The organism is Dechloromonas denitrificans (genome assembly GCF_020510685.1).
GTDB classification, from domain to species: Bacteria; Pseudomonadota; Gammaproteobacteria; order Burkholderiales; family Rhodocyclaceae; genus Azonexus; species Azonexus denitrificans_A.
Window position 1 is genome coordinate 1276947 of sequence record NZ_CP075185.1, and the last position, 14854, is coordinate 1291800.

Annotated in this window: 14 protein-coding genes; 3 read left to right on the plus strand and 11 right to left on the minus strand. The window is 64.8% G+C overall.

Features of this window, described 5'->3' with window-relative positions; translation table 11 throughout:
- From panB to creD, 8 genes are read right to left on the minus strand one after another with little or no spacing between them, the layout of a single operon-like run.
- Positions 1 to 819 (minus strand): 3-methyl-2-oxobutanoate hydroxymethyltransferase, encoded by an 819-nt coding sequence (gene panB / locus KI611_RS06150; protein ID WP_226418945.1) that lies wholly within the window; start codon positions 817 to 819, stop codon positions 1 to 3.
- Positions 820 to 1182 carry a DMT family protein gene (locus tag KI611_RS06155; RefSeq protein WP_226418946.1) on the minus strand — a complete coding sequence of 121 codons (363 nt, stop codon included), beginning with the start codon at positions 1180 to 1182 and terminating at the stop codon, positions 820 to 822.
- Entirely contained in the window at positions 1179 to 1655 is a 477-nt protein-coding gene (gene folK / locus KI611_RS06160; protein WP_226418947.1) for a 2-amino-4-hydroxy-6-hydroxymethyldihydropteridine diphosphokinase, read from the minus strand. The genes KI611_RS06155 and folK overlap by 4 nt, the downstream gene beginning before the upstream one ends.
- On the minus strand, positions 1652 to 2980 hold the full coding sequence (gene pcnB / locus KI611_RS06165; RefSeq protein ID WP_226418948.1) for a polynucleotide adenylyltransferase PcnB: 1329 nt from the start codon (positions 2978 to 2980) through the stop codon (positions 1652 to 1654). The genes folK and pcnB overlap by 4 nt, the downstream gene beginning before the upstream one ends.
- Before the next feature lie 48 nt (positions 2981 to 3028).
- Positions 3029 to 3697: an HAD family hydrolase gene (locus KI611_RS06170; RefSeq protein WP_226418949.1), complete on the minus strand. Its 669-nt coding sequence runs from the start codon at positions 3695 to 3697 to the stop codon at positions 3029 to 3031.
- The gene (gene hda / locus KI611_RS06175; protein ID WP_226418950.1) at positions 3694 to 4347 is read right to left on the minus strand and encodes a DnaA regulatory inactivator Hda; all 654 of its coding nucleotides are present in this window, start codon (positions 4345 to 4347) and stop codon (positions 3694 to 3696) included. Before hda ends, KI611_RS06170 begins: the two co-directional genes overlap by 4 nt.
- Complete coding sequence (locus KI611_RS06180; RefSeq protein ID WP_226418951.1) at positions 4295 to 5683, minus strand: glycoside hydrolase family 3 N-terminal domain-containing protein; 1389 nt, start codon at positions 5681 to 5683, stop codon at positions 4295 to 4297. The genes hda and KI611_RS06180 overlap by 53 nt, the downstream gene beginning before the upstream one ends.
- Entirely contained in the window at positions 5680 to 7020 is a 1341-nt protein-coding gene (gene creD / locus KI611_RS06185) for a cell envelope integrity protein CreD (RefSeq protein WP_226418952.1), read from the minus strand. The genes KI611_RS06180 and creD overlap by 4 nt, the downstream gene beginning before the upstream one ends.
- 176 nt (positions 7021 to 7196) lie before the next feature.
- Between creD and mgtA the strand changes: the two genes are divergently transcribed.
- Positions 7197 to 9749: a magnesium-translocating P-type ATPase gene (gene mgtA, locus KI611_RS06190; protein WP_226418953.1), complete on the plus strand. Its 2553-nt coding sequence runs from the start codon at positions 7197 to 7199 to the stop codon at positions 9747 to 9749.
- Between the two features lie 120 nt (positions 9750 to 9869).
- Here the strand turns inward: mgtA and KI611_RS06195 are convergent, their stop codons facing one another.
- The 3 genes from KI611_RS06195 to creB form a co-directional block, all read right to left on the minus strand.
- Positions 9870 to 10628, minus strand: coding sequence for a PEP-CTERM sorting domain-containing protein (locus KI611_RS06195; RefSeq protein ID WP_226418954.1), 759 nt, complete (start codon positions 10626 to 10628; stop codon positions 9870 to 9872).
- A 225-nt stretch (positions 10629 to 10853) separates the two neighbouring features.
- Positions 10854 to 12278, minus strand: coding sequence for a two-component system sensor histidine kinase CreC (gene creC / locus KI611_RS06200; protein ID WP_226418955.1), 1425 nt, complete (start codon positions 12276 to 12278; stop codon positions 10854 to 10856).
- A gap of 7 nt (positions 12279 to 12285) precedes the next feature.
- Positions 12286 to 12978 carry a two-component system response regulator CreB gene (gene creB / locus KI611_RS06205; RefSeq protein WP_226418956.1) on the minus strand — a complete coding sequence of 231 codons (693 nt, stop codon included), beginning with the start codon at positions 12976 to 12978 and terminating at the stop codon, positions 12286 to 12288.
- Positions 12979 to 13114: 136 nt separating this feature from the next.
- Here creB and purM point away from each other — a divergent pair, with 136 nt between their 5' ends.
- Positions 13115 to 14155 carry a phosphoribosylformylglycinamidine cyclo-ligase gene (purM, locus tag KI611_RS06210; RefSeq protein ID WP_226418957.1) on the plus strand — a complete coding sequence of 347 codons (1041 nt, stop codon included), beginning with the start codon at positions 13115 to 13117 and terminating at the stop codon, positions 14153 to 14155.
- Positions 14127 to 14774, plus strand: a complete 648-nt coding sequence (locus KI611_RS06215; protein WP_226418958.1) for a septal ring lytic transglycosylase RlpA family protein — start codon at positions 14127 to 14129, stop codon at positions 14772 to 14774. Before purM ends, KI611_RS06215 begins: the two co-directional genes overlap by 29 nt.
- Positions 14775 to 14854 lie beyond the last annotated feature (80 nt).

Genomic DNA, 14854 nt, shown 5'->3' on the forward strand with positions numbered 1-14854 from the left:
TTAAGCGGCGTAAGTGTGTTCGGGGGCGGGGTAGCTGCCGTCCTTGATGGCGGCAACGGCAAGGCTGGCGGCGTCGGCGATGCTGCTGGCGCCGGCCATGAAATTGCGGACGAATTTGGCTTTCTTGCCCGGCGGGATGTCGAACGCGTCGTGCACTACCAGGACCTGGCCGGAACAATCCTTGCCGGCGCCGATGCCGATGGTGATGATGCCCAGGCCGGCGGTGACTTCGCCGGCCAGCACGGCGGGAATGGCTTCAAGAACGAGCATCGTCGCGCCGGCATTTTGCAGGGCCAGGGCGTCGTCCTTCAGGCGTTGCGCGGCGGCTTCGCCCTTGCCCTGGACCTTGTAGCCGCCCAGCGCATGCACCGATTGTGGTGTCAGGCCGAGGTGGCCGCAGACCGGGATGCCGCGCTGGGTGAGGAATTCGACGGTCCGGGCCATGTCCTGGCCGCCTTCCAGCTTGACCATCTGGGCGCCGGCCGCCATCAGCGTGACGGCGTTGCGGAAGGCCTGTTCCGGCGATTCCTGATAGCTGCCGAACGGCATGTCGGCAATGATGAAGGCGCGATCCGAGCCGCGCTTGACAGCGGCGGTATGGTAGGCGATGTCGGCGACAGTGACAGGCAGCGTGGTGTCGTGGCCCTGGATGACATTGCCCAGCGAGTCGCCGATCAGCAGGGATTCGACGCCGGCACCGTCAAGCAGACGGGCAAAGCTGGCGTCGTAACAGGTGAACATGACGACTTTTTCGCCGGCGGCGTAGAGCTTGGCGAGGTCGGCCTGGGTCAGGCGGCGGGTGATGGTTTGGGCAGACATTCAAGTCCTGAAAACGAAATAGACGGCGCCTAGGATACACAGAGCCGCCCACAAGTAGTCAAGCTTGAGTGGCTGGTCCATGTAAAAAACGACGAAGGGAACGAAGACGGCGAGGGTGATGACTTCCTGCAGAATCTTCAACTGGCCGAGGCTCATTTCGGTATGGCCGATGCGATTGGCCGGCACCTGGATCAGGTATTCGAAGAGCGCGATGCCCCAGGAAATCAGCGCGGCGATCCACCACGGCTTTTCGTTGAGATGCTTGAGGTGCGAATACCAGGCGAAAGTCATGAAGACGTTCGACAGGGCCAGCAGCACCACCGTCTGCCAGAGTACGGGGATGTTGAAACCGAACAGGTTCACAGCTTGACGATACCCTGGTTGGCGACGGCCGGCAGCCAGGCGGCGATGGCGCCGCGCCCGGGAATGATCAGCTGGGGGGCGATTTCGGCCAGCGGGTAGAGGACGAAGGCGCGCAGGTGCAAGCGCGGGTGCGGCAGGGTCAGACGCGGCAGGTCGAGAAAGTGGTCGTTGTAGAGCAGCAGGTCGAGATCAAGCGTCCGTGGCCCGTCTTTCTCGGCGCGGACGCGGCCGAAGCGCTGCTCCAACTCATGTAGTGCGTCGAGCAGCGCTTCCGGGGCCAGTGTCGTTTCCAGCCGGGCGACGGCGTTGACGAACTCCGGCTGATCAAGCTTGCCGACCGGCGCCGTGCGATAAAGCGAGGAGCATTGCGCGACACGGCTTTCCGGCAGATTGGCCAGCGCCCCGAAGGCGGCGCGGACAGTGGCGGCCGGGTCGCCGAGATTGGCGCCGAGCGCGACGTAGGCCGTGTTCATTCGGCGGCGGTTTCGGCCGGTTTCTTGCGGCGGCGCCGGCGTTTCTTGTCGGCCGCCTGTTCCGGCATCAGCATCTCGGCGCGCTTGTCGCCATCGACATTCTGGAAGCGCGTCCACCACTCGGCCAGTTCCATGTCGATTTCGCCGGATTCGGCACGCAGCAGCAGGAAGTCGTAACCGGCCCGGAAGCGCGGCTGTTCGAGCAGGCCGTAGGGGCGCTTGCCGGCGCGCTGTTCGAAGCGCGGCTGGAGGGCCCAGATGTCCTTGATGTCGCCGGCGATACGGCGGGTGATGGCGAGCTTTTCGCCCTGCACCTCGATCACCGTATCCATCGCCTGATGCAGCGCCGGGATCTTCGGTTCGCCCTTGGCCTTGAGCTTTTCCCAGTGCGCCAGCACTTCGTGCCAGAGCAGCGTGGCGAACAGGAAGCCCGGCGAGACGCCCTTGCCTTGGCGGACGCGGGTATCGGTGTTGGCCAGCGAGGCCATCACGAATTTTTCGCCCATCGGCTGTTCGAGAATCACGTCGAGCATCGGCAGCAGGCCGTGATGCAGGCCTTCGTCGCGCAACTGGGTGATGCATTTGACCGAGTGGCCGGAGGTCAGCAGCTTCAACATTTCGTCGAACAGGCGGGCGGCCGGCACGTTTTCGAGCAGGCCGGCCATTTCGCGGATCGGCTTGCTGGCCGCCGGGTCGATCGTCAGGCCGAGCTTGGCGGCGAGGCGCACGGCGCGCAGCATGCGCACCGGGTCTTCGCGGTAGCGGGCGCGCGGCTCGCCGATCATGCGCAGGGTTCTTTGCTTGAGGTCGCCGACACCATGGTGATAGTCGATGACCGCCTCGGTGATCGGATCGTAATACAGCGCGTTGGCCGTGAAGTCGCGGCGGGCGGCATCTTCGGCCTGACTGCCGAAGACGTTGTCGTGCAGCACCCGGCCATGTTCGTCGGTCTTGGTGTCGGCGCCCAGCGTGCCGCGGAAGGTGGTGACCTCCATCGTCTCCTGCCCCATCATCACATGGACGATCTGGAAGCGGCGGCCGATGATGCGCGAGCGGCGGAAGGCGTGGCGTACTTCTTCCGGCGTGGCATCGGTGGCGATGTCGAAATCCTTCGGCTCGGCGCCGATCAGCAGGTCGCGCACAGCGCCGCCGACGACGTAGGCCTTGTGGCCATGCTGCTGCAGGGTTTCGCAGGTGCGCCGGCTGCCGACGCTGATGCGGTCACGGGTGATGCCGTGGGTGGAGACGGGAATGACAGCGGGCTCGTGGTGGTTGGCCGAGGGCTTCTTGCCACCAAAAACGCGGGAAATGAGTTTGCGGATCACGTATTACCGTTCAATGAGCGCCCGAGGCGCTACGGGAAAAGGCGGATTTTACCGCAATGTAATGATCTTCCAGCCCAATTCGCTGCTGTGCTGACGCAGTTTGTCGTCCGGATCGACGGCCACCGGCGTCTTCACCTTGCCCATCAACGGCAAGTCGTTGTGCGAGTCGCTGTAGAAAAAGCTGTCGTCGAAGCTGCCCCACCACAGGCCGAGCGATTCGAGCCAGCTTTCGACGCGGACGATCTTGCCGTCGCGGAAGGATGGCGTGCCGCGCGGGCCGCCGGAAAAGGCGCCGTTTGCGGCATCGACCGCAGCGGTCGTTGCGATCAGGTGCGGAACGCCCAGTTCGCGGGCGATCGGCCCGGTGACGAAACTGTTAGTGGCGGTGACGATGGCGCACAGGTCGCCATTGGCCAGGTGTTCGTCGACCAGTTGGCGGGCCGGCTGGCTGATGATCGGGCGGATGTGGCGGTCCATGTATTCGCGGTGCCAGGCATCGAGTTCGGCCCGGCTGTGGCGGGTCAGCGGCGCCAACTGGAAGATCAGAAATTCGTAGATGTCCAGCGTGCCGGCCTTGTAGTGCTCGTAGAACTCGATGTTCTTGGCTTCCTGCAACTCGCGATCGACGACGCCCTTGCTGATCAGAAATTGCGCCCATTCAAAATCGGAATCGCCGATCAGCAGGGTGTTGTCGAGGTCGAAGAGGGCGAGGTTCATGCGTTCGTTTCCAGGTTGAGCAGTTCGCGCAGCAGCGGCAGCGTGACGGGGCGTTTTTGTTCGAGGGTGTATTGGTCGAGCGCGACGACCAGCATCGACAGCGTGCGCATGTCGCGCGGCGCGTGGCGCAGCAGGTAGTTGATCGCTTCCGGCGACAGTTTCAAGGCGCGTTCCTTGGCCTGGGCGGCAATCGCTTCGGCCTTCTCGGTGTCGGACAGCGGTTGCAGGCGGTAGATCAGGCCCGAACCGAGCCGGGTCCGCAGGTCTTCGCGCAGGGCCAGATGCACCGGCGGCTGGGGGGCGGCGGTGAGCAGCATGCCGCCGGCCATTTTCAGGCGGTTGAAGTGATTGAACAGCGCGATCTGGCCGGCGTCGTTCAATTCGTCTACGTGGTCCACGGCCAGTTGTCCGCTGGCCGGGGCCTTGGCCAGTGATGGATCGCTGACCGCATCGACGTAGGCAAAACCGCTGGCGAGCAGCAGGTGGGAACATCCCGAGCCGGCTTCGCCCCACAGGTAGAACGAGGTTTCGGCGCGGGCGCCGGCCAGCCAGCCGGTCAGCGCCGCCAGCGTTTCGGCATTGCCGCCGGGCACGAAGTTATCCAGCGTGGGCGGGCTTTCCGGCAGCAAATCGAGAATCAGCTGGCGCATCGGGACATGGGAATGAAACAGGGGCCGCGATTTTAGCATTGCTCCGGAACTCGGCTCGGCTTTCGGCCGGCGGGAGCAACTCGGCCAGCCGCCGGGCGCTGTGCCGCAAGCGGGAATGGGCGATTGCGCCGCGCTCCAGCGCGTCGGCCGCCGCGTACACGGCCCGGTAAAACTGGCGCGGGTCGTAGGAAACCAGCACCAGATCGACGCCGGCCGCCAGTGCTTCGCTCGCCACCCGGCCAATGCCCAGATCGTAGACGGCGCCCATGTTGAGGTCGTCGGTGATCAGCACGCCGTCGTAGCCCCACTCGCTACGCAGCAGGCCATCGATCACCGCCGCCGAATGCGAGGCGGCGCGTTGCCGGTCGATGGCGGCCAGCGTCACATGACCGAGCATCATCGCCGCGCCGGAATGGCCGGCCAGTTGGCGGAACGGTTGCCAATCGGCGGCCAGGGTTGCCGGCGAGTCGTCGAGCTGGGCGGCCCGCAGATGGGTGTCCTGTCGCACCCGGCCGAGGCCGGGGAAGTGCTTCAGCGTGGCGCGCACGCCGCTGTCGGCCAGGCCGTCGATGTAACCGGATGCCACCGCGCCGACGGTGGCCGGGTCGGCGGCGATGGCGCGGGCGGCGATCCGGCTCAGCCGATCGTGCGGCTGGTCCGGCGCGGCCGGGCGCAGATCGAGTACCGGGCCGAAGTTCAGATTGACGCCGAGCGCCGCCAGACCGCGTCCCTGGCGGGCGCCGTAGCACCGGGCCGCGGCCGGCGGATCGTTGCTGCCGACCAGGCTGGCCAGCGGTGGCATCGCTTCGAGCAGCGGCGAGAGGTGCGACACCGGGCCGCCCTCCTGGTCGCCGGCGACGATCAGCGGCGGCAGCTCGGCCCGTCGTCGAACGGCCTGCAGGGCGGCGATGTCGGCCGCCACGGCGGCCATGCTGCGGCCGCGCAGATTGCGTTTGCCGAGGTAGATGCCGCCGATCAGGCCGCCGGCGGCCAGCGGCTGCAGTTCGGCAAAGTCGGTGAAGCCGACGATGAAATGCTCCCCCACCGTTCGCAGGCTGTCGCCGCCGGCCAGCACGGCGGCGCGCTGGGCTTGATACTCGCCTTCGCGGGCCAGTGTGACAACGATGACGGCGAGCAGCAAGGCCACCGGCAGGCGGCCGGGAAAGCCGCGCCGCCAAGCCAGGCCGCCGGTCGCCAGGGCCAGCAGCAGCGGCGTTTCGACGTGACGCAGCCAGTACAGCAGCGGGTGCTTCAGGTGCCAGGCGAGGCCGAGCAGCAGCAGCGGAAAAAGGAGGGCGGCGCCGCAGGCCAGCCGCCCGGTCGGTTGGCGGTTCATTGTTCGGCCTGGCCGTTGAGCTGGGTGCCGAGGCGATACCAGTCGAGGCGGCGGGTGGCGAGCATGGTGGCGCCGAGGGCGAGGAAGAGCAGCAGGCTGCCCATCAGCAGGGCGTTGTCCTCGGAGAGCAGGACGCCGTACAGCACGCCGTAGAGGCCGGTCAGTCCGGCGCCGAAGGCAAAGCCCTGGCGGACGCCGCCCAGCGCGCCGGAAAGGTAGGTGGCGATCAGCCCGATACAGGCCACCGCCGACAGGCCGTAGGCGAGAGGGAAGGGCAGATGTTCCGAGAAGGCGATGAGCAGCAGGAAGAAGATGGCCAGGGCCAGACCGACCAGCAGGTACTGCATCGGGTGGATCGGCGAACGGCGCAGGATTTCGGTCAGGAAAAAGCCGGCGAAAGTCAGGGCAATGAACAGCACGCCATATTTGACGGCGCGTTCGGACTGCAGATAGACATTGACCGGATCGACGAAATCGATGCTCAGGAATTCGCCGCGCGCCGGGTTCAGCGTCGCCTCAAAGTTGCGCGCCAGATGCGAGATTTGCCAATCGGCGGTAAAGCCGTCCTTGCTCACCGTGCGGGTGGTGGGCAGAAAACGGCCGGCAAAATTCGGGTGCGGCCAGGCCGATTTCAACTCGATGTGGTTCGCTTCGCCGGTCGGCGCGATGGCCAGTCGGGCGGTGCCGGTCAATTGCAGCGGAAAACTGAAGTCGAAGCGGCTTTCGCGCTGCACATCGAGCGGGCCGAGGTTGATGCTCAGGCGGCGTACCGGCGACTCCTTGCCATCCGCGCCAGTGGCGCCGGGCGAGGCGAAACGCTGCGGCTTGCCGTTGATGATCGCCTCGGGGTCGTTATTGACGCCGCGCGGATCGGAAATGCCGAGCACCAGTTCGGCCCGTGCCTCGAGGATACGGCCGGCGGTGCGCGTCTCGGCCAGGGGCTTGACGACGAAACGCCCGCTGCTGATCAGCCCGAGTCGGAACAGCCGGGCCTGGTAGATACCCCGGTTGCGCGTTTCGACCACCGTTTCGCCGGCCATGTTGAGGCTTTCCGGCGGCAACAGCAGGGTCCGCTCGACCACCTGCATTCGGGTTTCGCCCCGCCCGGACTGCTCTTCCTTGGGTACGGCGATCTCGACCTGTTCGCGGTAATGCACGGCAAGTATCGGCCCGACCAGCGTCTGCGGCCCGGCCGCACTGTTGGCGATGCTCGCCTGCACTTCGTTCTGGCGCTGGCTGCGCTCGCGGATCTGGTCCTTGATCAGGGCCAGCGGCACCAGCAGCAAAAGCGACATGATGCAGATCGCGGCAATCTTGTAGAACAGTCTCTTGTCCATTTCAGGCTCCCTTGTTTGAAAGTGAGCCAAGTTTCGGCGCGTCGCGTGAACGCCTGTCGAAGGCAGGGTGAAGCCGTGTGAAGCGGGCGTGAAGTCGGGGCTCATGGCGCTGCCGGATCGGCCAAATCGGCTTATCCTGAACGCCGGTGGCCAACTGGCCAGTCAGGAGATGTCAAATGCCGGCAGATGCAAAAGTTCGGCCGTGGTGGCTTGTGGCGCAAACGCCGGGGGAGCAGGGGGCGGCAGTTGCCGCGGCGGGTTTGTCCGGGGCCGAGGCGAAGGCGCGTCTTGACCAGTTCGGTCCCAACATATTTCGCGACCGTCCCCAGAAAGCCTTGTGGCGCCAGTACCTGGCCCGTTTCAAGAATCCGCTGGTCCTGATCCTGCTGGTCGCCAGCGGCGTTTCGGCGCTGACCGGCGAGGTGACCAACTTCATCATCATCGGCAGCATCGTGTTGCTCAGCGTCACCCTCGATTTTGTCCAGGAGCATCGGGCCAACGCCGCCGCCGACAAGTTGCGGCAGTCGGTCTCGGTGCGGGCCACCGTGCTGCGCGATGGTGTGTCGAGGGATGTCCCGGTCGGCGAACTGGTGCCCGGCGATCTCGTCCTGTTGTCGGCCGGCGACCTGATTCCGGCCGACGGGCTGGTGGTCGAGGCGCGCGATCTTTTCGTCAAACAGTCGCTGTTGACCGGCGAGACCTACCCGGTTGAGAAACGCCCCGGCCCGCCGTCGGGTAGTGGCGATGACCTGCAGGAGGCGACCAACGCGGTTTTCATGGGCACCTCGGTAATCAGCGGCAGCGCCCGGGTGGTGGTGGTCAAGACCGGTGCGGCAACGGCGATCGGCGAAATTGCCGACAGCGTTGCCAAACCGGCGGAAGCCAGCTCCTTCGAGCTGGGGACCCGCCGTTTCGGCATGCTGATCATGCGCCTGACGGTCCTCATGGTGATGTTTGTCCTTCTCGTCAATATGTTCTTCGACAAGCCCTGGCTGGAATCCTTCCTCTTCGCCGTGGCGCTGGCCGTCGGCCTGACGCCGGAGCTGCTGCCGATGGTGGTCTCGGTGACCTTGTCGCGCGGCGCGTTGCGGATGGCCAAGCGGCACATGATCGTCAAACGCCTGTCGGCGATCCAGGACCTCGGCTCAATGGACGTGTTGTGCACCGACAAGACCGGCACGTTGACCGAAGCGAAGATTCGTCTGGAAAAGCATCTCGATGCCGACGGCAAGCCGAGCGAACGCGTCCTTGAACTGGCCTATTTCAACAGTTTTTTCGAGACCGGCCTGAAAAGCCCGCTCGATGAGGCGATCCTGGCGCATCAACAGATCGATAGCAGCCAGTGGAAAAAGATCGACGAGGTTCCCTTCGACTTCGAGCGGCGTCGTGTCTCGGTGCTGATCGACAACGGCAAGACCCGCTGGCTGGTGGTCAAGGGCGCGCCGGACGAGATCGTCGGGCTGTGCACCCAGTACCAGACGGCCGCCAGCGAAAGTCCGCTGGCCATCGATGACGCCGCGCGAACCGCCATTGCCGGGCAGTTCCATGCGCTGGAGGAAGAAGGCTTCCGGGCGCTGGGGATCGCCTGGCGGGAGGTGCCGCTGGATCATCCGCATGCCGTGGTCAGCGACGAAAGCGAACTGGTGCTGGCCGGCTTTGCCGCTTTTCTCGATCCGCCGAAGGCCAGTGCCGCTGCCGCGCTGGCTGGGCTGAACCGGCTCGGGGTGAGCATCAAGGTGGTGACCGGCGACAGCGAACTGGTCACCCGGCATGTCTGCGGCGAGTTGAAAATACCGGTCAGCGGAATATTGCTCGGCAGGGAAATCGCCGAGATGGACGATCATGCGCTGCAGGCGCGGGTCGATAACAACAACCTGTTCTGCCGGGTCAATCCGGCCCAGAAGGAACGGGTCATTCGCGCCCTGAGGGCGCGCGGCCATGTCGTCGGCTATCTTGGCGACGGCATCAACGACGCGCCGTCGCTTCATTCGGCCGACGTCGGGCTATCGGTCGATTCGGCCGTCGACGTGGCCAAGGAAGCAGCCGACATGATCCTCATGCGCCATGACCTGCATGTCCTGCATGCCGGGGTTGAGGAAGGGCGACGGACTTTCGGCAACATCATGAAGTACATCCTGATGGGCACCAGTTCCAATTTCGGCAACATGTTCAGCATGGCCGGCGCGGCGCTGTTCCTCCCCTTCCTGCCGATGTTGCCGACCCAGATTCTGCTCAACAACATCCTCTACGACCTGTCGGAAATCCCCATCCCGCTGGACAAGGTCGATGCCGTCGATATCCGCACGCCGCGCGTCATGGACATGGCCTTCGTGCGCAATTTCATGCTGGTTATCGGCTCGATCAGCTCACTGTTCGATTTCCTGACCTTCTACATCCTGCTCTCCGTGCTGCAGGCCGATGAAAAGCTGTTCCAGACCGGCTGGTTCGTCGAATCGCTCTGCACCCAGGTGCTGGTCATCTTCATCATCCGGACCCGGGGAAACCTGCTCAAAAGCCGTCCGCATCCGGTGCTCTTCGCGTCCTCGCTGCTGATCGTCGGCCTGGCGGTGATTCTGCCTTTCACGCCGGTCGGCAGCTACTTTGGCTTCGTCGCGCCACCCCTGAAGTTCTACGCGATCCTCGGGGCGATGGTCGTCGCCTACCTGCTGGTCGTCGAACTGGCCAAGCGGATGTTCTATCGCTGGATGGCCGGCGTCCGTCCGGCCTGATCGCGCTGCGCCGTGCTGCCAGCCAATGAGGCGGGCCGGACTTGAAATGGAAAAGGCCCCGGGCCAGTGCGGCCGGGGCCTTGCTCGGGCGGCACCAGCAAGCTGGCGCCGGACGACCGTTTAGAGGCGAGTTTTGCGGCGCGTCAGAGCCAGAGCACCAAGGGCCAGGCCAAGCAGGGCCAGCGACTCGGGTTCCGGGACGGCAGCGACCGGTGGGTCGGCGGTGATCATGTCCTGGTAATACGGCGAGGTGAGCGTCATTGCGTATTTCTTGTCGAGGCTCTTGGCCGCCGGAATGGCGTTGAAGAAATTGGTCAGCCAGTCTTTGGTCTCGGCCTGCAAATCGGTGGCCGTGAAGCCGTCTTTAGTGATGTCCCAATTCTTCGACGGATTTTCGTACAGGCTTTCCCAGATGCCGAGCTGGATGGCCGAGCCCTGCAACCCGGTCAGCGGCCGCACCCAGGCGAAGGGGTCGTTCCAGCTGTTCGAGTTTCCGTTCATCACGTAGTTCACCGCACCGAGGAAATCGAGCGTGCGTTGGGTCGGGCCATTGAAGTTGATCGTGTAATCGACCTTGTTGCCACCCGAGATCGACTGAAAAATGTCGTAGCAGTACATCAGTACGTCATTGACCCCGTTGATGAAGATGCCGGCTTCGACGCCGCTCAATTTGCTGGCTGAACCGGTGAACAGCCCGACGTTTGCCGAGAAGTTCTGCGTGCTGTTGCCTGTCTTGTAGGTCGCCCGCACCGCGTCCGAGTCAGCCCCGGGCAGGCTATCGAAGATCGGGTTGGCGAAGGTAATCGTGACCGCAGCGGCCTGGGCGGCACCGGCGGTGGCAATCAGGCCGGCGAGAAGGGCGGATTTGAGAATTTTCATGGTCAGGCTGGTCCGGGAAAAACCAGCTATCAGCAAAAACGGGGCCACCGAAGACAAGCCCTTGATTTTTTAACTATTCAGATAGTTTCAGGCAAATGCCGGCCCGGCAAGTGTAAGCAATATCGACACAAATTTCTTTTAAAAACAGTGGCTTACGTTTTATTTTGCCGGGGGTTTTCGGAGCGAAGGCAAGGAGAAATTTCACACTCGCCGCATTTTTTCGCCTTAACCAGGCGGTAGCCGAATCCGTCCGACCCCGCCGCCGTCCGGGTGATTGGCGAACTCGGCATCACCGTCATGCAGCCGCGCCACCTCCCTGACCAGCGCCAGGCCGAGACCGGTGCTTTTGCGGCCGGTGGCCGGGCGGGGCAGCGAGTAGAAGCGGTCGAACAGTTGCCGCAGCGCATAGTCGGGGGCGCCGGCGCCGTGGTCGCGCACGGTGATTTCACTGCCTTCTTCGGTGTGGCTCAGGGCAAGCTCGATCAGGCCGCCTTCCGGCGAGAATTCGATGGCGTTGTCGAGCAGGTTGAGGACGGCCTGTTGCAACAAGAAGGCGTCGCCCCGGATGCTGACCGGCGTAGCGCTCAGCCGGCAATCGAGGTGGCGGGCGTCGAGCTGCTGGCGGCGCAGTTCGATGCAGGTTTTCAGGAGTTCGGCCAGATCGACCGTGGCAATCCCTTCCGGCGCCTGCAATTGTTCGACCCGGGCAAGCATCAGCATGCGGTCGATGATCGCCTGCAGGCGGCGCGCCTGCTCGCCGATGCTGTCGGCAAAGCGGCGGCGGTCGGCGGCCGGCGGATCGCCTTCGAGGATTTCGGCGGCGCCGATCACCGCGGTCAGCGGGCTTTTCATTTCATGCGCCAGGTTCTGCACGTATCTTTCGACGTACTGCTTGCCTTCCAGTCGTTCGCGCATCTCGGCCAGGGCGCGGGCCAGCTCGGAAAACTGCCGGCCGCCGCTGGTCGGCGGTTCCGCCTTGCGGCCGTCGGCGACATCGCGGGCGTAGGCGCGCAGCCGGTTGATCGACCAGCTCAGCCAGCCGGAGAAGAACAGGCCGATCGCCGCGGTGGCAGCGAGCAGCAACAGGCCGGACTGCTTGACGCGCTGCTCGGCGCGGGCGATGTAGGGGTGCAACGAGGCGAGCGGCTTGGCCAGCGACAGTACGCCGATCAGTTCGCCCTGCCAGAAGATCGGGGCGGCGACGTACATCACCGAGGAGTTCGGATCGGCCGGGTTTTCGAGGGTGTTGCGGGCGCCGTATTCGCCGCGCAGGACGCGGGCGATGTCGCGCCACTGTGCGTAATCGGCCCCGACGGCCGTGCCTTCGGAGTCGTAGACGACGATACCGTGCGGGTCGGTGACATAGACCCGGAAATCGATGGTTTCCTTCTCGACGCCGGAAATATTGGCGCGCGGACTGCGCCGGGTGGCGGCGCGCAGCGAGTCGGCAAAGGCGCCTTGCCCGATGCGGCCGGCCGACAGCTCCATGGCGGCCATCTCGGCGAGAACGTGGGCGGTATCGACCAGGGTTTCCTCGGTGGCCTGGCGGATGCCGGGTTCGGTTTCATGGGTGAAGGTGTTGAGCACGAACCAGGCGGCCAGGCCGACCACCAGGAAATAGCCAAAGAACAGCCGGACGGAAATGTTCATCGCGGCCTTATCCGGCGACGACGCTGTAACCGAGGCCGCGATGGGTAAGGATGGTTTCCTCGTCGGCGTGCACGCTGCGCAGCTTGCCGCGCAGCGTCTTGATATGGGTGTCGACCGTCCGTTCGAGGCTTTCGCCGCCGTCCTGCCAGATCGCTTCCATGATCTGGCCGCGGCTCAGGATGCGGCCCGGGCAGGTCAGCAGCAGCGCAAGCAGCTGATATTCGTAGCGCGTCAGGTTGAGCCAGGTGCCACGGTAGGCGATACGCTGCCCGTCGCGATCGACGGCGAAACGTCCGGTCGGCGGACTGGCCGGTGGCGCCCGGCGTGGTTCCGGATGCAGCCGGCGCAGGATGGCGCGGATGCGCGACACCACTTCGCGCGGGCTGAACGGTTTGGCGACATAGTCGTCGCCGCCGAGTTCGAGGCCGACGATGCGATCCACCTCGTCGGAGCGGGCGGTCAGGAACAGCACCGGCACGTCGGAATGGCGGCGCAGGGCGCGGCAAACGTCGAAACCGCTCATGTCGGGCAGGCCGACGTCGAGCACGACCAGATCATGTCCGCCGGCCCCGAGCAAGGTCAGGGCCTCGGCGCCGAGGGTGCAGCTTTCGGCGGTGAAGCCGTCGCCGCGCAGGGCGTAGGCCAGCGTGTCGGAGATGGCCGGTTCATCGTCGACGATCAGGATTTTCATGGGCGTCATGATAATTCATCCCGTTGCCATTGGCGGCGGCCGAAATCTCGTGGCCTGACGGCAGGTTAGGGGCGCCTGCCGGTTTCGGGTAAAATCGCCTTTTTTTCCAGCGGCTGACCGCCGCGCCCGGCGAGTTCCCCAGACCATGACCCAGACTACTTCCCTCTCCTACCGTGATGCCGGCGTCGATATCGATGCGGGCGATGCCCTTGTCGAACGTATCAAGCCGCTGGCCAGGAAGACCCTGCGCGAAGGCGTGCTCGGCGGCATCGGCGGCTTCGGTGCGCTGTTCGAAGTGCCGAAACGTTACCAGGAGCCGGTGCTGGTTTCCGGTACCGACGGCGTCGGCACCAAGCTGCGTCTGGCTTTCGATCTGAACCGCCATGACACCGTTGGCCAGGATCTGGTCGCGATGAGCGTCAACGACATCCTGGTGCTTGGCGCAGAATCGCTGTTCTTCCTCGACTACTTTGCCTGCGGCAAGCTCGATGTCGATACGGCCGCTGCCGTCGTCGGCGGCATCGCCAAGGGCTGCGAACTGGCCGGCTGCGCGCTGATCGGCGGCGAAACCGCCGAAATGCCGGGCATGTACCCGGCCGGCGAATACGATCTGGCCGGTTTCGCGGTCGGCGTCGTCGAGAAATCGAAAGCCATCGACGGCAAGTCGATCGCCGCCGGCGACGTCGTGCTCGGCCTGGCTTCCTCGGGCGCCCACTCGAACGGCTACTCGCTGGTCCGCAAGATCATCGAACGTTCCAATCCGGACATGAATGCCAAATTTGATGGTGAGCGGACGCTGGCCGACGTCGTGATGGCGCCGACCCGCATCTACGTCAAGCAGGTGCTGGCGCTGCTCGAAAAGGTCGCGGTCAAGGGCATGGCCCATATCACCGGCGGCGGCCTGCTCGAAAACGTGCCGCGCGTGCTGCCGGAAAACACCGTCGCCGAACTGACCAAGGCTGCCTGGCCGCGTCCGAAGCTGTTCGACTGGATGCAGGCCGAAGGCAATGTCGCCGAGAACGAAATGCACCGCGTTTTCAACTGCGGTATCGGCCTGGTCATCGTCGTTGCGGCGGCCGATGCCGATGCCGCCATCGCCGAACTGAAGGCGCAGGGCGAAGCCGTCTATAACATCGGCAAGATTCGGGCACGTCAGGGTGACGAAGCGCAGACCCTCGTGGTCTGACAGCCTGCGGCGGGCTGCCGCCCTGGCGTGCAGCCTGCTGTTGTGGCAAGTCTCGTCGACCGTCTGGGCGGCGAGCAAGACGCCATCCGCCAAGCCGCCGGCCGGCAAGGCGGCCAAGAAGCCGGTCAAGGCTGCCGGCAAAGGCGCTCCGCCAAAAAAATCCGTACTTCCGGCCATCGGGCCGGCCGAAATTCTCGACGCCGACACCGTCGGTCTGCATGGCCATGCCAGTTTTTACGGCCACGGTTTCCAGGGGCGCAAGACGGCGACCGGCGAAGCCTTCGATGTCCGGCAATTCACCGGGGCGAGCAATCACTTCCCGCTCGGCAGCCTGGTCGCCGTGCATCGCCTGGATAGCGACCTGTGCGCCATCGTCAAGGTCAACGACCGGATGCATGTCAAACACCGGCGGCGGGTCATCGACGTCTCGCGCGGCGTGGCGGAATATCTGCAAATGCTCAGTGCCGGCGTCGTGCTGGTTCGCGTTGCGGCGTTGCGCAAAGGTGTCGAGGGGCTGGGGGCGGATGTCTGTCGCGCCGCCTTCGAGCCGGAAGTCGAATGTGCCTCCTGCGGCCGCCCGCCGCGCTTGCCCGATTTCGACCAAGTGGCCGGCGACTAGAGGGTTTGGCGTCGGTCGGGCAGATTTATTTTTGGCCCACCGGGCACTTCGTTACAATCCGTTTTTCGCCTGACCACCGG